This window comes from Streptomyces sp. NPDC004435 (assembly GCF_042873895.1).
Classification (GTDB): Bacteria; Actinomycetota; Actinomycetes; order Streptomycetales; family Streptomycetaceae; genus Streptomyces.
The window spans coordinates 328,091-346,847 of record NZ_JBIAMB010000008.1 but is presented as its reverse complement, the minus strand read 5'-3'; the positions used below and the strand labels follow the sequence as shown (position 1 = coordinate 346,847).

General features: G+C 70.8%; 17 protein-coding genes. 9 read left to right on the top strand and 8 right to left on the bottom strand.

Features of this window, described 5'->3' with window-relative positions:
* The first annotated feature begins 18 nt into the window (after window positions 1-18).
* Entirely contained in the window at window positions 19-2,085 is a 2,067-nt protein-coding gene (locus tag ACFYT9_RS17475; protein ID WP_389164541.1) for a radical SAM protein, read from the top strand.
* Window positions 2,086-2,224: 139 nt separating this feature from the next.
* Here ACFYT9_RS17475 and ACFYT9_RS17470 read toward each other — a convergent pair whose 3' ends face one another.
* The 3 genes from ACFYT9_RS17470 to ACFYT9_RS17460 all read right to left on the bottom strand — a co-directional run bounded on the left by ACFYT9_RS17470 (window position 2,225) and on the right by ACFYT9_RS17460 (window position 5,708).
* Entirely contained in the window at window positions 2,225-3,622 is a 1,398-nt protein-coding gene (locus ACFYT9_RS17470; protein WP_389164539.1) for a sulfatase, read from the bottom strand.
* Window positions 3,623-3,891: 269 nt separating this feature from the next.
* Window positions 3,892-4,563: a response regulator gene (locus ACFYT9_RS17465; RefSeq protein ID WP_389164536.1), complete on the bottom strand. Its 672-nt coding sequence runs from the start codon at window positions 4,561-4,563 to the stop codon at window positions 3,892-3,894.
* Window positions 4,560-5,708 (bottom strand): sensor histidine kinase, encoded by a 1,149-nt coding sequence (locus tag ACFYT9_RS17460; RefSeq protein ID WP_389164533.1) that lies wholly within the window; start codon window positions 5,706-5,708, stop codon window positions 4,560-4,562. Before ACFYT9_RS17460 ends, ACFYT9_RS17465 begins: the two co-directional genes overlap by 4 nt.
* Window positions 5,709-5,912: 204 nt before the next feature.
* On the opposite strand from ACFYT9_RS17460, the gene ACFYT9_RS17455 reads away from it, so the two are divergent.
* Window positions 5,913-6,128 carry a hypothetical protein gene (locus ACFYT9_RS17455; RefSeq protein WP_389164530.1) on the top strand — a complete coding sequence of 72 codons (216 nt, stop codon included), beginning with the start codon at window positions 5,913-5,915 and terminating at the stop codon, window positions 6,126-6,128.
* 4 nt (window positions 6,129-6,132) lie between these two features.
* The gene (locus ACFYT9_RS17450; RefSeq protein WP_389164527.1) at window positions 6,133-8,301 is read left to right on the top strand and encodes an MMPL family transporter; all 2,169 of its coding nucleotides are present in this window, start codon (window positions 6,133-6,135) and stop codon (window positions 8,299-8,301) included.
* A gap of 213 nt (window positions 8,302-8,514) precedes the next feature.
* On the opposite strand, the gene ACFYT9_RS17445 is transcribed toward ACFYT9_RS17450, so the two are convergent.
* Window positions 8,515-9,099, bottom strand: coding sequence for a DUF4383 domain-containing protein (locus ACFYT9_RS17445; RefSeq protein ID WP_389164525.1), 585 nt, complete (start codon window positions 9,097-9,099; stop codon window positions 8,515-8,517).
* Between the two features lie 402 nt (window positions 9,100-9,501).
* On the opposite strand from ACFYT9_RS17445, the gene ACFYT9_RS17440 reads away from it, so the two are divergent.
* On the top strand, window positions 9,502-10,095 hold the full coding sequence (locus ACFYT9_RS17440) for a TetR/AcrR family transcriptional regulator (protein ID WP_376597110.1): 594 nt from the start codon (window positions 9,502-9,504) through the stop codon (window positions 10,093-10,095).
* Window positions 10,092-10,940, top strand: a complete 849-nt coding sequence (locus ACFYT9_RS17435) for an alpha/beta fold hydrolase (RefSeq protein WP_389164522.1) — start codon at window positions 10,092-10,094, stop codon at window positions 10,938-10,940. Before ACFYT9_RS17440 ends, ACFYT9_RS17435 begins: the two co-directional genes overlap by 4 nt.
* Window positions 10,941-11,201: 261 nt before the next feature.
* Here ACFYT9_RS17435 and ACFYT9_RS17430 read toward each other — a convergent pair whose 3' ends face one another.
* Window positions 11,202-11,978, bottom strand: coding sequence for a MerR family transcriptional regulator (locus ACFYT9_RS17430; protein WP_389164519.1), 777 nt, complete (start codon window positions 11,976-11,978; stop codon window positions 11,202-11,204).
* A 95-nt stretch (window positions 11,979-12,073) separates the two neighbouring features.
* On the opposite strand from ACFYT9_RS17430, the gene ACFYT9_RS17425 reads away from it, so the two are divergent.
* The 3 genes from ACFYT9_RS17425 (at window position 12,074) to ACFYT9_RS17415 (ending at window position 14,641) form a co-directional block, all read left to right on the top strand.
* Complete coding sequence (locus tag ACFYT9_RS17425; protein ID WP_389164517.1) at window positions 12,074-13,168, top strand: serine hydrolase domain-containing protein; 1,095 nt, start codon at window positions 12,074-12,076, stop codon at window positions 13,166-13,168.
* Window positions 13,169-13,312: 144 nt separating this feature from the next.
* Entirely contained in the window at window positions 13,313-14,344 is a 1,032-nt protein-coding gene (locus ACFYT9_RS17420) for a hypothetical protein (RefSeq protein WP_389164515.1), read from the top strand.
* A 168-nt stretch (window positions 14,345-14,512) separates the two neighbouring features.
* Entirely contained in the window at window positions 14,513-14,641 is a 129-nt protein-coding gene (locus ACFYT9_RS17415) for a hypothetical protein (RefSeq protein ID WP_389164512.1), read from the top strand.
* Window positions 14,642-14,688: 47 nt separating this feature from the next.
* Here ACFYT9_RS17415 and ACFYT9_RS17410 read toward each other — a convergent pair whose 3' ends face one another.
* Entirely contained in the window at window positions 14,689-15,579 is an 891-nt protein-coding gene (locus ACFYT9_RS17410; protein WP_389164510.1) for a carbon-nitrogen hydrolase family protein, read from the bottom strand.
* Between the two features lie 6 nt (window positions 15,580-15,585).
* Complete coding sequence (locus tag ACFYT9_RS17405) at window positions 15,586-17,085, bottom strand: APC family permease (protein ID WP_389164507.1); 1,500 nt, start codon at window positions 17,083-17,085, stop codon at window positions 15,586-15,588.
* Between the two features lie 121 nt (window positions 17,086-17,206).
* Here ACFYT9_RS17405 and ACFYT9_RS17400 point away from each other — a divergent pair, with 121 nt between their 5' ends.
* A complete protein-coding gene (locus ACFYT9_RS17400) occupies window positions 17,207-17,812 on the top strand; it encodes a TetR/AcrR family transcriptional regulator (RefSeq protein ID WP_389164505.1) in 606 nt (201 codons plus the stop codon).
* A 194-nt stretch (window positions 17,813-18,006) separates the two neighbouring features.
* Here ACFYT9_RS17400 and ACFYT9_RS17395 read toward each other — a convergent pair whose 3' ends face one another.
* Window positions 18,007-18,621: a TetR/AcrR family transcriptional regulator gene (locus ACFYT9_RS17395; protein ID WP_389164504.1), complete on the bottom strand. Its 615-nt coding sequence runs from the start codon at window positions 18,619-18,621 to the stop codon at window positions 18,007-18,009.
* Window positions 18,622-18,757 lie beyond the last annotated feature (136 nt).

Below are 18,757 nucleotides of genomic sequence, written 5' to 3'. Positions count from 1 at the left end.
ACGGAACGACACGAAGCCATGAGATCCAGCATCGCACCGGGCACCCTGCAGTCGGCCCGCTTCTACATCACCTTCCGCTGCAACTCGCTCTGCGGGTACTGCAACGTCTGGCAGGACGACAAGTTCAAGGGGTACGACGAGCTCACCCTGGAACAGGGGCGGAAGATCCTCGACCAGCTCCACGCCCTCGGTGTGCGGTACGTCGACTTCACCGGCGGCGAACCGGTGCTGCACCCGCACATCAACGGGATCGTCCAGTACGCCAAGTCCCTCGGCATGGCCACGGAGATCACCAGCAACGGCATCCGCTTCGCGAAGCACATCGACGCGATCGTGCCGTACGTCGACACGATGAACGTCTCCCTGGACACCCTGAAGCCGGAGCGCTACCGCCAGATCCGCGGCGTACCGACCCTGGACCGGGCCCTGGAGGTCATCCGGCGCATCGGCGCCACCGGGTCCGGCAACCTCAAGCTCATCTGCGTGGTCACCCGGGAGAACGTGGACGAGGTGCCCGACCTGCTGGCGTTCGCGCAGGAGAACCGGGTCTCCATCTACTTCTCGACGATGTTCGAGTACTTCGACGAGCAGGACACGGTCCGGGACATGAACCGGACGGCCCGCAAGCTGAAGATCGTCCAGACGAACGGCACGCCGGCGGACGGCGGTTCGGGATCCTGCAGCACGGGCGCCCCGGCTTCCGCGCTCCCCGTCGCGGCGGCGCCCGCCCCGTCCGGCCCGACCTCCTCCGAGATAGCGGAGGACCTCCTCCGCCTCCTCTACCAGCCCTTCGCCGTGATCAACCTGCACTTCCGCAAGTACGTGGAGGAGCTGGACCCGACCTCCCCCACCGACTGCTACGCCAACAAGCGGATCCTCACCATCGGCCCGGACGGCCGTCTGGTCCTGCCCTGCTACCACGCCTTCGACAACTCGGTGCTGTGGGACCGGGACCTCGCCGACCTCGTCCAGGACGAGGAGTTCGTCCGGGTCAGGGACGAGGAGGTCGGCCACCGCTCCGAGTGCCGGAGCTGCACGGTCTTCCCGTACATCGGGCTCTCCTTCAGCTACCGCTTCGACCGGTACTTCCTCTACCAGGCGCTGTCCGAGGAGATCATCAAGTTCAAGGACCGCTTCGCCGACCCCGTCCACCCCCGGCTCACGCTGGACCTGGACGCCCTCCACACCCGCTACGCCGACCTGGAGCGATTCCTCGACACCGCGCTCCCGGTCTCGCGGCCACCGGTCTCCGAGGACCACCTCTACCGCTTCGACGTCACCCGGGACGGCGGCGTCACGACCGAGCTCGCGGCCGGCGAGATCGGTCTCGCCGAGCTCCTCTCGGACCACGCCCACGAATACTGCTGGGACGTCCAGCGCTCCCCGCACCCGTGGATACGCCTGGTCTACCGCGACCTGATGCCGCTGCTGCGGGAGCTCACGGAGAAGGGCCTCGTCGCCGAAGCCGACCACGACGCCACCATCGCGAGCCTCTACGAACTCCAACTGGCCTGGTGGCAGGCGTACATGGGCCGCTACTTCCGGGGCGGCGAAGCCCTGGACACGTCCGACGCCGACGCGGTCGTGGCGCGCTTCCTCCACCGGACCTCCGGCCTGCTCCCCGCGGACACCCCGCAGTCGGACCGCGTCCGCGAGATCCTCCTGCACGCCGGCTGCGTCCTCGGCCTCCCGCCGGAGACCCTGACGCCGCTGGCCGTACGGGAGGACTTCCCGGAGGCCGACCTGTCGGCGAAGCACCTCCTGCTCATCGCCCCCGACGGGACCCTCGCCGACTACGCCGCCCTCCTCCCGCCAGAAGCCGCGGCGCCCCTTCTGAACCCGGAGCGACGGACCGGGGCCCCGGCCGACGAAGAACTCTCGCGCCTCCTCGCCGACGAGGACACCCTCGACCAGGCCGCCGCCGAGCGCCTGGCCACCGCGCTGCGCGCCACCACGGCCGACCGCCGCGCCGAACTTGCGGCCCGACTCCTCGCCCACGAGCTCCGCGACCCGTCGCGCATCCGTGCCCGGGGCGAGGCGATCCGCGCCCGCACCGGCCACCGCCGCGTGGCGGCGGCCGACTGACCGGGGGGCCGAGGCCGGGGTGCTCCTGCTGCTCCTGCACCGGCGGTACGCCTCCGGCAGCCGGGCGGCCGGGCGGCCTGGAGAGCAGCGGTCGCGGCCCCTCGGTGGTTCCTCCCGGAGGTGGCGTCAGGAGGTGGTGTCAGGAGGTGCGGTCATTGGCCAGGGCGGTCGCGAGGGCGGGGATCCCGAGGGCCCGCTCGTCCGCGGGCGTGGCCTGGTGGAGGCTGTTGCGCAGCTGGTACGGGTCCGCCCGCAGGTCGTAGTACTCGCGGAACCTGACCTGCCCCGTACCGGTCACCGTGCCGGCGGCGTCGGTGAGGAGGTCGTAGTACTCCGTGTACTGACGGTCCTTGGCGACGTACGACGACCAGGTGTTCTTCGCACCCGCCCCCGAGCCCTGCCTCCACCACTCGACGAGGAGGTGGTCGCGGGAGTGGGTGCCGAGCAGCGAGTGTCCGTCGTGCGGGGTGTCCGGGGTGATCCCGGCCGCGTCGAGGATGGTGGGGGCGATGTCGATGTTCGCCACGATGCGGTCGTCGGTGGTGCCGCCGCCGAGCCCGCCGCCGGGCCAGGAGAGGTAGAACGGCACCTCGTGGGCGGGCCGGTAGGGGACGGCCTTGCCTGTCAGGCCGTGGTCGGCCCAGTTGAACCCGTTGTCGCCGATGTAGATGACCAGGGTGTTGTCGAGCTGTCCCAGGGCCGCCAGCTTGTCCCGGAAGGCCTGCACGGCGTCGTCCACCGAGCGCAGGACGCGCAACTGCTTCGCGCGCACCTCGCGGCCCTCCGCGAGTGTCTGGGTGGCGTCGCGGACGTACTTCGGCTTGTCGCTGCGGTCCTCCTCGGGCACGGAGGGGCGGCCTTCCCAGGCGGGCACGTCGGTACCGGCGTACTTGGGCTCCGGTGTGAAGGGGCCGTGCGAGGCGTACGGGGTGACGTAGGCGAACCAGGGGCGATCGTCGGTGCGGGACGCTTCGAGGAAGGCGAGGGTGCGGTTCTTGATGACGGTCGTCGTGTAGCCGGGGATGGTCCGCACGGTGCCGTTCACGTTGAACGTGCCGTCCGTGTACGACGGCCTCAGCAGCGCGAACTCCTCGAAGTGCGGAGGATTGTCGGCGACGTCCCAGGCGTTGAGGTACTTCCCGAAGAGCCCCGTCCGGTACCCGGCCTGCTTCAGGTACCGCTGGAGGGTGGTGCGCTGGTCCAGGGAGTGAGAGGCGCTGTTGTTGCGCACGCCGTGGTTGTGGGCGAAACGGCCGGAGAAGACCGAGGAGCGCGAGGGGGAGCACAGCGGAGTGGTGACGTGTCCGTGGGTGAAGCGGACTCCCTGGCCGGCCAGCCAGGCGACGGTCTTGGGCGTGGCCCACTCGGTCTGCTTGGGCTGGTCGTCGGTGACGATCAGCAGCACGTTCGGCCGCGCGGCGCCGGCGGCCCGGGCGGGTGAGGCGGTGAGTGCGGGCAGGGCGGCACCGGCGGCGACGGCCGCTGCGGTGCCCAGGACTCCGCGGCGGCTGGGGCCGGACGCGCTGGATGTACCCATGACGGGGGAAGCCTCTCGGTCGGGGGTCGGCGGGACGGCGCCGAGAAGGAGGCTATGGGCGCACCGAGACGCGTTCCATGCACGCGGCACTAAGGGTTCGTTGCCGGGTTGTTGCGGCGCGGCGGCCGCAGCGTACAGCCCGTCTGATCGCCGCGTGCGCTCAGCCGCCTTCGACCGCCTCAGCCCGGTGCTTCGGCAGGAGCGCGCTGTCCTCGACGGTCGGGGCGGAGTTCGACGGCTCCACCCACCGGCACACCGGCGGCAGTTGCTCAGCGGTCGAGTCGGCCGGGGGTGATCAGGCCGTACTCGTAGGCGAGCACGACGAGTTGTGAGCGGTCCCTGGCGCCCAGTTTGGTCATGATGCGACTGACATGAGTCTTCGCGGTCAGGGGGGAGAGCACGAGGGTGGAGGCGATCTCGTCGTTGGTGCGCCCGACCGCGACCAGTCGCATCACCTCGGTCTCGCGGTTGGTGAGCACGTCGAGGCGGGGGTCGGGCTGTCTGCTCGCCGGTCGGTTCCTCGCGAATTCCTCGATGAGCCGGCGGGTCACCGAAGGGCTGATGAGGGCGTCCCCGCGGTGCGCGACGCGTACGGCGTGCGTGAGTTCTTCCGGTTCGGAGTCCTTGACCAGGAAGCCCGAGGCCCCGGCGCGCAGCGCGGCGTAGACGTATTCGTCCAGGTCGAACGTGGTCAGGATGATGACCTTCACCGCGGCCAACTGCTCGTCGGCCGCGATCTCCCGTGCGGCCTGGAGCCCGTCGGTGCCGGGCATGCGGATGTCCATCAGCACCACGTCCGGGTGATGGTCGCGGCAGGCGGAGATCGCCGCCTGCCCGTCGGCGGCCTCGGCGACGACCTCGAAGTCGCTCTCGTCCTCCAGGATGGAGCGGATTCCCAGCCGGACGAGCCGCTGGTCGTCCGCGAGGAGGATCCTGATCATCGTGTGCTCCGCTCTGCCGGGGTGTTGTCGCCGCCGAGGGGGAGCTCGGCGTGTACGGCGAATCCGCCCTGGGCGCGTGGTGCCGCGGTGAGGGTCCCGCCCAGGGCCCGTGCGCGTTCGGTCATGCCGGCGATGCCGCTGCCCCTGACGCCGGCCCGGGTGCCGCGCCCGTCGTCCTCGATGCTCAGCGTGAGGAGATCCCGCCCACGGTGGACCTCGACGTGGACATGGCGTGCGTGGCTGTGTCTCGCGGCGTTGGTGAGGGACTCCTGGATGATCCGGTAGGCGGCCAGGTCGACGGTGGGAGGCAGGGGGCCGTCCGCCCCTGTCCGCTCCACGCTGACGGTCATCTCCGTCGGCGTGGCCGACGTGACGAGCTCGTCCAGCCGGTTCAGCCCGGGGGCCGGGGTTGTAGGTGCTTCTTCTTCGGTGTCGCGCAGCACGCCGAGGGTCCTGCGGAGCTCTCGGAGCCCTTCCTGGCTGCCCGCCTTGATGACGGTGAGCGCTTCCGCCGCCTTGGCCGGATCCTTCTCCAGGCGCCGGAGAGCCGCCGACGCCTGGATATTGATCATGGACATGCTGTGGCCCACCACGTCGTGCAGTTCGCGGGCGATCCGCAACCGTTCCTCCGTGGCGCGCAGGACGGCTTGCTCCTCCGCGTAGGCGACCCGGCCGTGCCACACGGCTCCGAGGGCGAGAACGGCGATCAGCCAGCCCGCGAGCATGAAGACGGCGGTGCCGTTCACGTCGCCCGTTCCTGCCGACGCGCCGACTCCGACGGCGATGATCATCACGGTGGCCAGGGTGACGGCGACCCGGAGACGGCCGCTGGACGTCAGTCCGTACAGCACGGCGATCGGTACCAGGACCAGCGGGCCGTCCACGGTACTCAGCAGGTAGTAGGCGCCAGTACCGATCACCGTGAGCCAGCCCACCGCGACCGGGTACCTGCTCCGGAGGAGGAAGACTCCGCACACCGCCACGGCCAGCAACCACGTGACCACCAGCGTCGGTGTCGCGTGTCCGTCGGGGCCCAGCCTCTGTCCCTCGGCGATGGCCGAGAGCGTGAGCACGATCAGAGCCAGCGCGTGCTCGGCCCGCAGGCCGCCCGGCAGGCGCCGGCGCAGGGGATCGAAGGGCGACATGGAGCCATTGTGCCTTCGCGAACACCGCAGGCCAGGCGCTGTGCCGGGTCTCCTCCCGGAGAGCCTCCCGTCGGCGTACGGGCCGTCCCGCCGGCTGCTTCCGCTGGAGTAGGGCTGCGGGACGCTCGTACTGCCAGGGGTGCAAGGAGAGTGTCAGCCAGGGACAGACGCCCTGGTCAGGGCCGTCCGGGCACGATCGAGAGCATGTCTTCGTCCACCCCCTCCGTGCGATTCGGCAACGCGGTCGTCGGCGCGCTCGTCGGAGCCGCGGCCGGAATCCTGCTGGTCACCGCCGCGGGAACGTTCTCCATCACGGTCAGCCGGCTCTTCGCCGTCCTGGCGATCAGCGTGCCCGCACTGGTCGGCACGGTAGTGGGCGTGGCGGGGACTTCCGGTACTGCCCGCTCGAATCCGAGGTAGCAACGTGTCTTCACCCCGCGGCTCGGCCGCACCTCTCGCCCCGCCCCCGCCGGAGCCGGCGACCGCTGTACGGACCGGCCGGTTCGGCGCCCTGGCCGGCTGGGCCCAGCGCCACCGATGGGCCGCCATCGCGCTCTGGGTGGTGGTCGTCGCCGCCATCACCCTGGGATCCAGTGCCGTCGGCTCCGCCTACAGGAACGACTTCACCCTTCCGGGAACGGATTCCCAGGCGGCCACCGACCTGTTCAAGAGGCACGGCAGCGAGCAGGCCGGCGACAGCGTCGAGATCGTCTTCAAGGACACCGCCGGTGTTAGGGACGCCCGGGCGGTCATCGAGCCGATGCTCGGCAAGGTCCAGAGCATGGCCGGGGTCGCCGCCGTACGCAGCCCCTTCACCGACAGCTCCGCCGTGTCGCAGGACGGCACGATCGCCTATGCCTCGGTCACGCTGGAGGGCAAGGTCGAGGACGTCCCGAAGGAAGATGTCGCCAAGATCATCGATGTCGCCCAGGACATCGGCTCCGGCAGCCTCCAGGTCGAGGTCGGCGGCGAGGCGGCCCGCAACGCCGAGGACAAGGCCGGACCCACCGCCGAACTCGCCGGCATCGTGGCCGCCCTGGTCATCCTCGTCCTGCTCTTCGGCTCGCTGCTCGCCGCGTCCCTGCCGCTGATCACCGCGCTCTTCGCCGTCGGTGGTGCCATCGGCCTGGTCGCTCTGGCCTCGCACGTCTTCACCGTCGCCGACTTCACTCCGCCCATCCTCATGCTCGTCGGGCTCGGCGTCGGCGTCGACTACGCCCTGCTGATCTTCTACCGCTACCGCCAGGAACTCGTCGCCGGCTCCCGGCCGGACGAAGCCAACCGCAAGGCCCTGGACTCCGCCGGGCGCACCGTCTTCTTCGCCGGCTGCACCGTCATGGTCGCTCTGCTGGGCCTGGTCGCCCTCGGCCTCGGCTCGCTCCAGGGCATCGCCCTCGCCGTGGCGATCACCGTCCTGATCACCATGGCGGCCTCCCTGGTGCTGCTTCCCGCGCTGCTGGCCCTGTTCGGCGCCCGCATCCAACGCCACGTGCTGAAGCGGACGGCCGGCGCGACCGGGAAGGGCAGGAGGGAAGGCGACCGCTGGCGCGCCATGGCTCGGGCCGTGCAGCGCCGTCCGGTCCCCACCCTGCTCGTCGGCGTCATCGCCCTCCTGGCCCTGTCCGCCCCCGCGATGAGCATGCGCCTGGGCTTCGCCGACTCGGGCAACGACCCCGAGGGAAGCACCTCCCGCCAGGCGTACGGTCTCCTCGCCGAAGGCTTCGGCCCCGGCTTCAACGGGCCTCTCGTCGTTCTGGTCAAGGGCGACCAGGCCGCCGGACAGACCGTGCAGGCCCGATTGGCCAGGACCGAGGGCGTCGCCCAGGCCAGCCCCGCGCTCCCCTCCGAGGACGGAGCCCTGTCCACCGTCTTCGTCTACCCCACCACCTCGCCGCAGGACGAAGGCACTGTCGCCCTCCTGCACCACCTGCGCGACGAGGTCGCTCCGCCGCTCGAACGGGCCACCGGCGCCGACGTCCTGGTCGGCGGCTCCACAGCCGCGTCCCAGGACGTCTCCGAAACCCTCGCCGACAGGCTGCCCCTGTTCGTGGCCGTCGTCGTCGGAGTCTCCTCCCTGCTGCTTCTCCTGGTGTTCCGCTCGATCTGGATCCCGGTCAAGGCGGCCGTCCTCAACCTGCTGTCCATCTCGGCCGCGCTCGGCGTGATCACCCTCGTGTTCCAGCACGGCTGGTTCGGCGCCCAGCAAGGCCCGATCGAGGCCTTCATCCCCGCGCTGATCTTCGCCATCGTCTTCGGACTCTCCATGGACTACGAGGTCTTCCTCGTCTCCCGCATCCACGAGGAATGGACCCGCACCAGCGACCACTCCCTGGCCGTACGGGAGGGCGTGGCCTCCACCGGGAAGGTCATCACCGCGGCCGCGGCCATCATGATGTTCGTCTTCGGTGCCTTCGTCCTCAGTGCCGACCGCATGCTCCAGCAGTTCGGTCTCGGCCTGGCCGTCGCCATCTTCCTCGACGCCGTCGTCATCCGCTGCCTCATCGTGCCCGCCGTCATGCAGAAACTCGGCCGGTGGGCCTGGTGGCTGCCCGCTCCGCTCGCCAGGAAACTCCCCAAGGTGTCCCTCGAGTAGCCCGCCGAGGCACAGGGGGCCACGAGGCCGGCGGGGCGCGGCTGCCGCTTCCCCGTCCCGCCACCGGGGAGGCGGCGGTCAGGAGGGCACTGTCCGCCCTGTCCCTGAGCTGCCGGGCGTTTCGGGGTAGGAGGGGAGCATGGGCAACACCGTCTGGCTCACCGTGGCCATGGTACTCGCGCTCGCCGCGGCGGGTACTCGCGCCCGTGTGGATCACCGTGGCGGGTCGATTCCGTCGCCCTCGGACAGTACGCGACGGGGGGTGGGACCCGGCGCCGTGTGCTCCCGCGCGTCGGGCGAGGGCATGGAGCGCCGCCTGGCAGCCTCCTCCGCCGCCTGGCGGGGATGCCGTCGCTGCCAGTACGGGTTGTCGTGCGACAGCTTGCTGGAGACCCTCCCGTACATGCCGAAAGTGATGATCAGCAGACCCATGACGAAGCTGAACATCACGTTGGTTAGGCCGAAGTCGAGGAAGTTGGCCGGCCGGTCCAATACGAACAGGTGGTAGAAGCCGCTCAGCAGGAACAGGGCCCCCACGACCATGTTCACCGTGGAGGCGAAGTTTCCCCCCACCACCGCACCCGCGAGCAGGACCAGGCCCACCACGACCGAGATCACGCTCAGAGCGGCGTTGGTCGTCATTCCCGCGATCTGGTCCCCCGCGGTGTCGAACGGACTGAGCACGTCGGCGAAGCCCAGACAGCCGAAGACCAGCAGGAGGCAGCCGCAGCCGGCCGCCCCGATCCGGTACACCGTGGCGAGGTGGTGGTCGACGGGGAGCTCTTCCTTGAGTTTCACAATGGGCCTCCTCGGCCTGTCGCACGACCGGACCTGTGCACTCCACTGCTCACTTGCACTCCACTGCTCACTGGGCTTTCGCCTCACAGCGTGATCCGGATGCGCGGGCCGGGCGGAGCCGGGCGGGGCCCTCGCCTCGCGTATTTCAGCGCGCGTCCGCCACGTCCGGGCAGCGCAGCGCAGGGCCGGCGCCCTGGCCCTGCCGGAAGCGACAGCTCGCGAGGTCTCGTCGCCCCGTGAACCGTGATCGTGCGCAGGCCGAGATCCTCTTCCGGTCCCCGGCCGAGGACCCGCGTCGGCACCCCTTCACGGCGCCGACATCCAGGCAACAGACCGGACCACCTGATTGCCTTCCTAGAAGTATTAGGTTAAAACTAGGGACCCTAGGAACCGGGAGGATGCATGGTGCGTGCCGGGCTGACGGCGGAGCGGGTGACGGTCGCGGCTGCCGAGCTGGCGGACGAGGTCGGCTTCGATCGGTTGACCATGTCGCAGGTGGCGCGGCGGCTGGGCGTGAAGGACGCGAGCCTCTACGCGCACGTCCGCAACCTGGAAGACCTGCGGGGGCGGATCGCGCTGCTGGCGGCGGACGAGAAGACCATTCGCATCGCGGAGGCGACCGCCGGCCGGTCGGGCAGGGACGCCCTGGTCGCGTTCGCGGACGCCTGGCGCGCGTACGCGCACGAGCATCCGGGCCGCTACACGGCGACCCAGACCCCGGTCCGGATCGACCCCGAGCTGGCCGCGACGGCGCCCGGACCCCGGCGCGCGGTCGAGCTGACCTACGGCATGCTGCGCGGTTACGGACTCGCCGAGCCCGACCTGACCGACGCGGTCCGGCTGCTGCGCAGCACCTTCCACGGGTTCGTCGCCCTGGAGGCCGCGGGCGGGTTCGCGCAGGCGCGTTCTCCACAGCACTCCTGGGTGCGCGCCCTCGACGCCCTGCACACACTCCTGGAGCACTGGCCCCCATCCCGAGAAGGAGACCCGGCATGACCTCGCCGACCGTCGGCAGCCTGCGCGTGAACGGCGCCACCCTGCACTACGAAAAGCGCGGCCGAGGTCCGCTTCTCCTGCTGATCCCCGGAGGGACGGGCGGCGCGTCCTCCTTCGACGGCATCGCCGACGACCTGGCGGCCGAGTACACCGTCGCGACCTATGACCCGCGCGGCATGTCCCGGAGCACGCTGGACGAACCCGAGGCCGAGCAGCGAGTGTCCGAGCACGCCGACGACGCCTTCCGGATCCTGGAACTGCTGTCGCCGCACGAGCCCGCCAGGGTGTTCGGCGCCAGCTCGGGCGCGATCGTCGCGGTGCACCTGCTCACCGCCCACCCCGAACGCGTCGCGCGCGTCGTCGCGCACGAGCCGCCGTTGGTTGAGGTCCTCCCGGACGTCATGGAGCATCGCGCGCTCCTCGCGCGTGTCGAGGAGACCTTCCGCACGCAGGGGCTCATGCCGGCGATGGCCGTGTTCGCCGCGGGACTGAAGAAGGGCGGCGCCTCCACCGAATCGCAGGCCGAGAGCGCGCAGTCGCCGTCGCCGTCGCCCCGGGCGACGGCGCGGCCCGAGCGGACGGCGGCGAACCTGCCGTACTTCGTCAGCCGCATCGTCCCCAGCTTCATGTCCTACACACCGGACATCGACCGGCTGGCCGCGCTGTCGGACCGGCTCGTGCTCGCCTGCGGCGAGGACTCGCGCGGCGAGCTGCCGTACCGTCCGGCCGCTGCCCTGGCCGAACGACTCGGGACCGACCTCCGGCACTTCCCCGGCGGCCACATCGGACTGACCACACACCCCGCCGAGTTCGGTGAAGCCCTGGGGAAGGCCCTCCACACCTGAGGCCCGCTCCCCCGGCCACCCACACCGATGCACCGCGCCAAGAAACAAGCCCTCACCGGCCGCATCCCCACAGCTCCGACACCGACGACCGAAACGTCGGCGACTACGTCGGTGCCAGTGCGGGCATCGTCCACCGAGCAGCACAGAGCCGGGGCCACACACCCGCCGGCTGAAGAGGCCGATTGAGGCCAGGCCTGCGTGTCGTGTCGTGTCGGGGAGGGGCCCAAGCCCTGTCCGGGCGATCGAGTTCGCAGCAGTCCGTCACTGACGCGGCAGATCAATGCCCGCCGCGCGCAGGTGCCCCTCGACCAGCCCGTTCAGCCGGGCGATGGACGGTGCCTCGTCCACCCGGTGGTGGTTGACCACGCCGTACCGGGAGGCCGCGTCGGGCCCGTGCGGTCGCCCGGCCGGCAGCGTCAGCAGCGCGCGGACGCCCAGCAGGTTGGCGGCCACCTCCGAGGCCAGCTCCTCGATCCGCGGGTCGTCGGGATCCCAGGACCTCGCCTCCCAGCTGCGCTTGGTCAGACGGACGAACTCGGGGTCGTCGAGCCGGTGCTCGAGGTTGGCCAGGAAGAGGTCGAAGACCTCAGAAGTCAGCGCCCGCGACAGCACCAGGGCCTCCCGCTGGGTGGTGACGTAGTCGGGGCTGAAGCCGAGCTCGGCGAGTCGCTCCAGGACCGCGCAGGCCCGGTCGGGCAGCAGGGCGCGGTCACCAAGGGCGAGCCGGTGCATGGTGTCGCGGCGGGCGGTCAGCTCCTCGATCTGTTCGGTGAGCCGGCGGCGGACGTCGTCCAGGGCGGTGGCGAACCGCTCGGGCTCGGCGTCGAGCAGCTCGCCGATCTCGGCCAGCGGCACGCCCGCCCCGGCCAGGGCCCTGACCTGGACAAGGCGCAGCAGGTCGGCCGACTCGTAGCGCCGGTAGCCGGAATGGTCCCGTTCCGGTTCAGCGACCAGATCGAGCCGGTGGTAGTGCCGCACCGTCTTGACCGTGATGCCGACGAAAGCCGCCGCCTGACCGATCGTGAGTCCCTCTGCCATGGGGGGAGAGTAACGCTCCGCTGTTGCCTTGACCTTGACCTTGGGTCAGGGTCCACGCTCGACTCACACCCGCTGACGCGAGATGAGGAATCACCATGACCGAGCACAACACCGCCGCCGCCCAGGACCGCCCCGCGCTGCGGAAGGCCATGCAGGAGATCGTCGACGCCGGTTTCTCCGGCGTGCAGCTGCGCGTGAACGACGAGCTCGGCGAGTGGGTCGGCAGCGCCGGGGTGAGCGAGCTGGGCGGGACCGCGAAGCCGCCGGCCGACGGGCACTTCCGGGTCGGCAGCGTCACCAAGACCTTCGTCGCGACCGTCGTCCTACAGCTGGTGGCCGAGGGCCGGCTCGGCCTCGAGGACCTGGTGGCCGACCTCTTGCCCGGGTTCGGGCTCGACCGGCGGATCACGGTACGGATGCTCCTGCAGCACACCAGCGGGCTGTTCAACTTCACCGGCGAGTTCGCCAGGGACGGGTCGATCGAGCCCGGTGTGGTCGCCGGATGGGGCAAGGAGTGGGTGGACCTGCAGCACGCGACCTACCGGCCGGAGGAGTTGGTGCGGGGGGCGCTGGCGAAGCCGGCGCGGTTCGAGCCGGGGACGGCCTGGAGTTACTCCAACACCAACTATGTCCTGGCCAGGCTGCTGATCGAGCAGGTCACCGGCCGCTCGCTGCCCGAGGAGACGCACCGGCTGATCCTGGGCCCGCTCGGTCTCACGGGCACCCTACTGCCGGAGACCCGGGAGGACATCCCCGAGCCGCACGCCCACGGCTACTTCGGCTACGACGACGCCGGGCAGTGGAAGGTGGCCGACACCACCCGCTTCAACCCCTCCTGGATATCCGCCGCCGGCGACATGATCTCGACCAGCCGGGACCTCCACATGTTCTTCTCCGCGCTGAACAGCGGCAAGCTCATCTCGACCGAGCTGCTGGCCGAGATGCGCGTCGCGGACCCCACGATGGGTTACGGCCTGGGGGTGTTCGTGGAGGAGCTGGACGGCGGCGGTACCGTCCTCCACCACAACGGAGGGTTCTGGGGCTGGGGCGCGCTGATGTACAGCACGCCCGACGGCACCAAAACCCTGACCGGCTCGCTGACCTTCGGGGACGTCGAAATGGACCTGCCCGCCATGGCCGGGACGTTCGAGAAGGTGAAGCGGACACTGGTCAAGGCGGTGTTCGCCTAGATCTTGCGGGTGTCGGGGACTCGGCAGACAAGCTCCGAAAGGGACGACCTGGGACGCGCATCGCGCCAGCCGGTGTGATGCGGGTTCAGAAATGCTGTTGGTGTGGTGATGATGGCTCCGCAGACAGACATCAGGGGGAGATGGATGGACAGTTCGGAGCTGGCGGCCGCGGCCGTCACGAGTCTGGTGACAGCCTTGGCCGGTGCGTCGGCGGCGGCAGTCGTCAATGGTGGGGGTACGGCGCTGACCGCGCTGGTCCGCGGCGGGCTGGCCAGAACCCCGCGGGGGCAGACAGCGCTGACAGCACTGGAGGCCGACCCCGGCGACACGGGCGCGCGCACGGAGGCCGAGACGGTTCTGGTCGGGGAGATCGAAACCGACGCGGATCTGCGCACCCAGCTCAGCGCGCAGATGGACTTCTCGTCCCGGTCCTACCGCGACGCAGTGGTGATCACGGGCAGCCGGGTCTCGCGCAGTCACATCTCCCTGGGCCCGCTCACCGTGAACAACACCGCCGGCGCGCGCGTCCTGGCTGGCGTGGTCGTCGTGCTGGCCGTTGCTGTACTGGTCCTGGCCCTCTACGGAGTCCGCCAGCTGGTGGTCGGGCACGATACCTCTGCTGGAAGCGGGTCCTCCTCGCAGGAGCCCGGGCACACGAACGGCAACGGGGGTGGGGCCGTCCTGACGGACGCGCAGATCTCCCTGGCCATGCTCCAGCCGAGCGACTTGCCCAGGAACTGGGACCTTTTTTCCGACAGCGGCATCCAGGCCCGGCCGGACGGATGCCGCGCCAACGGCAACGAGTACGAAGTGGACGGAGGCACCGCCGGCAAGGATTACAAAATCGCTCGGTTCATTGTCTACGCCTGCCCGTCAGAAGCAGCTGCCCGTGCCGCACCCCCGCACATGGCGGAGTGGTCAGGCTTCGACGGGGAAGGCACCACTCCCACGAAGCTGGGACTGCCGAAGCTCGGCGACGAGAGCACCGCCCTCGCCTATACCGGATCCTCAAAGCGGACCATCGTCATCACGATCCGCGAGGAGAACACCGTCATGCAGCTCCAATACAAGCTCCTGAGCAACTCCAAGGCCGACGAGGACGAAGCCCTCGCCAGGGCCCGCATGGCCCATGACCGGCTGAAGTCCGTGCAGGCCGGCACTCTGAGGCCCTGGTAGTGCTTTGTCGGGTCTGCGGAACCAGGGCCGGGCCTGGTTCTCGCAGCAAGCCTGTGAACTGCAGTTCCCGACTCGCGCAAGCCGCAGAGTGATCGTCAGACTCGCTGGATCGGCCCAGGTCAGAAGGACCTGACGAAGCACTACTAGTGACCCCGTCGGCGGGCGTCGGTGAGCAGCCGGTGGATCGGCGTCTTCGAGCGCTCGGGGGTGCCGGATCACGGCGGCCGGATCGCCCGGGGCCGGTACGACCGGGCCGCCGTGGCCGCGCTCGGCGGAGCAGCGGGGCTGGGCACGTAACGAGCCGGGGCGCTCCGGGCGCGAGCTGGTTGACGGTGGGGGTGCCTTCAGGGCTGGGTGTCGGGGTCTTCGGTGTGCCAGGCCGGTGTGACGAAGCCTCCGCCGCCGTACATGGGGAGCTGGACCGAGGCGCCGTGGCGGGCGAGTTGTGACCAGGGGCGGTTGAGGCCGGACGAGCCGTAGGTACGGGTGCGGGTCACGGCGTCCAGGTCGAGGACGTCGACGAGGATCTCCTCTCCGGGGCCGGCTTGCTGGCGCACGATGCCCTCGGGGTCGACGATGGTGCTCTGTCCGACTCCGGCAGAGTCCGAGGCGTTGACGTTGACGACGTAGACCTGGTTCGTCCAGGCGTTGGCGCGGGCGCAGACCAGTTCCATCTCCCGGTCGCGGGTGGGGGTGAGGGTGGGCTGGAGGATGACCTCCGCGCCCAGCCAGGCGAGTTGGCGGACGGTCTCGGGGAAGGAGCCGTCGTAGCAGATGGCCAGGCCCACGCGGCCGGCACCGGGGATGTCGAAGACGGTGAACCGGTCGCCCGGGGCGGTCCTCTCGTACGGCTGCCAGGGGAAGACCTTGCGGTAGCGAGCGGCGATCGCGCCTTCGGGCGAGACCGCGAGGGCGGTGTTGTGGACCCGCCCGCCGTCGCCGCGCTCGTAGAGGCTGCCGGGGACCAGCCACAGGCCGGTCTCCACGGCCAGCGAGGCGATCCTGTCGGTGAGCGGGCCGGGGATCGCGACGGCGGCCTCCTCCATGCGGTCGCCTTCGGAGGGCTGGAGGAGCGCGCCTTCCGCGGCGAGCAGCAGCTCGGGCACGACGACGAGCCGGACGTGGGGGAAGAGGTCGCGGGTCGCGCGGACCTGGTCGGCGAAGCGCTGCCAGGTCGCTTCGGGGTCGTGGGGGACGGGGGCCGTCTGGATGGCGGCGAGGGCGAGTGTGCGCATGGGAGGTCAGTCCTTGAGGAGGGCGGGTTCGGTCATGGTGGTGCGGTCGTCACGGAAGAAGCGGGGCGAGCGGGCGCGGGCGGCGGCGAGAGCGAGGGCCCCTGCCGCGAGGGAGCCGACACCCAACAGGAAGACGCCGCCGATGCCGTGGAAGGAGGTGCTGCCGTAGTCCGGGTCGTACATGTCGTACGCGCTGCGGGCGAAGGCGGCGAGCATCATCAGTCCTCCCAGGAGCGGGAGGGTTCCGCGAAACAGCAGGTCGCGGGTGGAGTCCCGGAGACGGTCGCGGAAGTACCAGACGCAGGCGAGTGCGGTGGTGCCGTAGTAGCAGGCGATGAGGAGTCCGACGCAGAGGATCGCGTCGCCGAGGAAGTCGGTGGAGACGAGCCGGAGCAGGACGAGGAGGCCGGCGGTCGCGCCGGCGGCGAAGAGCGTGGCGAAGGTGGGGGTGTGGTGGCGTGGGTGCACGCGGGCGAAGGCGGGCGGCAAGGCGCCGTGGGCGGCCATCGACAGGGTGCCGCGTGAGGAGCCGACGACGCTGGTGAGGAGGGCGGACACGGCGGAGACGCAGACGGCCAGCTCCATCGCCTTGGCGAGTGCCGGGCCGAGGACGGGCGGGGCGAGGGTGGCGAGGACGTCCGAGGCGTTGTCGGGATTGCCGAGTCCGGTGCCCGTGGTTCCGGTGCCGGCGAAGCTGATGGCGGCGAAGGCGGTGAACAGGTAGGCGCCGAGAAGGACGAGGGTGGACAGGACGGCGGCCTGTCCCGCGACGCGTTCGCCGTCGCGGGTCTCCTCGTTGGCGGTGATCAGCGCGTCCCAGCCCCAGTAGATGAACAGACAGAGCATCACCGCTTCGGCGAACGGGCCGAAGCCCGGGAAGGCGAGCGGGTCGAGCCAGGCCAGGGAGGGTACGGCCGCGCCGTCACGGGCGAAGGCGGCTATGCCGAAGCCGAGCAGCGCGGCCAGTTGCAGGCCGAGCAGGACGTACTGGACGGCGGCCGAGAGGTCGAGGCCCCGGTAGGCGACCGCTGCCACCGCCGCCAGGAGTCCGACGGCGGTGGCGGTGACGGCGAGGGGGCTGTCGGCCAGGGAGCCCAGACCCAGTACGCGCAGGAGGTACGTGGCTCCGACCTGCGAGAGGGCGGTCATCGCGAGGAAGGTGGCGGCCTGGACGACCCAGCCGCCGGTGAGCCAGCCGGCGAACGGCCCGAAGGCGCGTGTGGTCCACACGAAGGTGGTGCCGCAGTCCGGCATGGCGCGGTTGAGCTCCCGGAAGGCGAACGCGGTCAGGAGGATCGGGACGAAGCCGAGGAGGAGGGCGGCGGGCGCCAGGTCCCCGACGGTCAGGGTCACGAAGCCGAGGGTGACGGCGATGCTGTAGGCGGGGGCCACGCAGGAGAGTCCGAGGGTGACGGAGGCGAGGAGGCCCACCGTGCCTCTGCGCAGGCCTTTGTCGGGGGCGGGAGCGGATGCGGGTCCCGCGTCGGCGTCGTTCGGGTGGGGCATGAGGTGCCTCCGGGCAGCGACGGATTTGTTAAACGCAGATTTAAGACATGGTTCTCTGGCTGGTCAAGGGGCGTCGGGATACCGTTAAATCTGTCTGCAACAGATCGACGAAGGGAGCGGTGTGGTCGCGAGGAAGGGCGGGAAGGAGGCCCGGCGGGCCGAGCTGGGCAGGGCGGTGGAGCGCGCGCTGGTCGCGCGCGGCCTGGAAGGGCTGCGGCTGCGCGACGTGGCGGAGGAGGCGGGGGTGACCTCGGCCGCGGTGCTCTACTACGGCGATCTGGACGCCCTGGTGCACGCCGCCTACCAGCAGGCGATCGAGCGCTACAGCCGGCAGCGCGAGCAGGCCGCGACCGCCTTCGACGACGCGTCCAGGCAGCTCGCCGCGTGCATCGAGCAGGGGGTGGCCTCCGGGCCGGACGACACCCTGACCCGCCTGCTCTTCGAGTACTGGCCCCGGTGCCTGCGCGACGCCAAGGCGGCGGCGCTGGACAGTGCGCTGACCGAGCGCCAGATCGCCGTCTACTCGGGCATCCTCGTCCTGGGACAGGCCCAGGGGCACTTCACGCTCCAGGACCCGCCCCGGCTGCTCGCCGCCAGCTTCGTCGCGATGGAGGACGGGTACCAGATGGAACTGCTCGCGGGCCGCCGCTCCCGGGCCGAGGTGATCACCGCACTGCGCGCCTACGCCCGGGCCGTCACCGGCCACGATCTGCCCGACCACGCCTGAGCAGGCCGGCCGCCCGCCCGGCAGGCCCCACAAGCGCCGTCGACCGACGTCCTGGGCTCAGCGGATTCCGCCGAGCCCCCGGGGCCGGTACGGGAGTCCAGCGGATCCGGGGGCTCCCGGGGCCGGTACGAATGTGCAGCAGATCCGGGGGCTTGCGGGGCCTGCCACGGCCGGGAGCGGTCGCGTCGGCGGATCTACGCGGGCGGTGCCGCGCCGGGCGGGGAGTCGGCCTCGGGGACGAGGATGCTCCAGACCCGGCGGACGTGGGCGGCCATGTCGATGCCGGGGTCGCTCAGCCATTGGAGCTGGATCCCGTCGGAGGCGGCGACGAGGGCCGACGCGGTGAAGTGCGGATCGATCCCGGGGGCGACCCGGCCCGCCCGCTGCTCCTCCGCAATGTGTGCGGCGATGGTGGTACGGAGGAGGGCGAACCGTTCCTCGAAGTACGCGTGGGCGGGATGGGCGGGGTCGGTCGATGCCGCGGCGAGCGTGACGTAGAGGCGGATACGGGCGCCGTCGGCGGCGTTCGCGGTCAGGGCGCGGGCCAGGAAGTCACCCGGGTCGCTCGCGGATCCCTGGGAGTGGAAGCGTTCTTCGGCCGCCCGGTCACTGGCGCGCAGGACCTCCGTGAGCAGGTGGTCCTTGGACGCGAAGTAGTGCATGAGGCCGGTCAGGCTGATGCCGCTCTCCTTGGCGACCGTCCGCAGGGTGGTGTCCCGCTCGCCCCCTCGGCCGAAGATCTCCAGGGTGACCCTGAGGATCTCCTCCCGCTTGGCGACGCCCTTGGGGTAGGGATTTCTGGTTGTCACCGGGTCACCTTACGTGGCCCCCTCGGCCCGCTTCCGCCTGACCCCGCAGCCCTTCCGCGCTCGGGCGAGCCTTGCCCGCCAGAAACAGTACAACGTACTGTTTCTTCCTCAGTGCCGGTGCGGCCCCCCGAGGAGG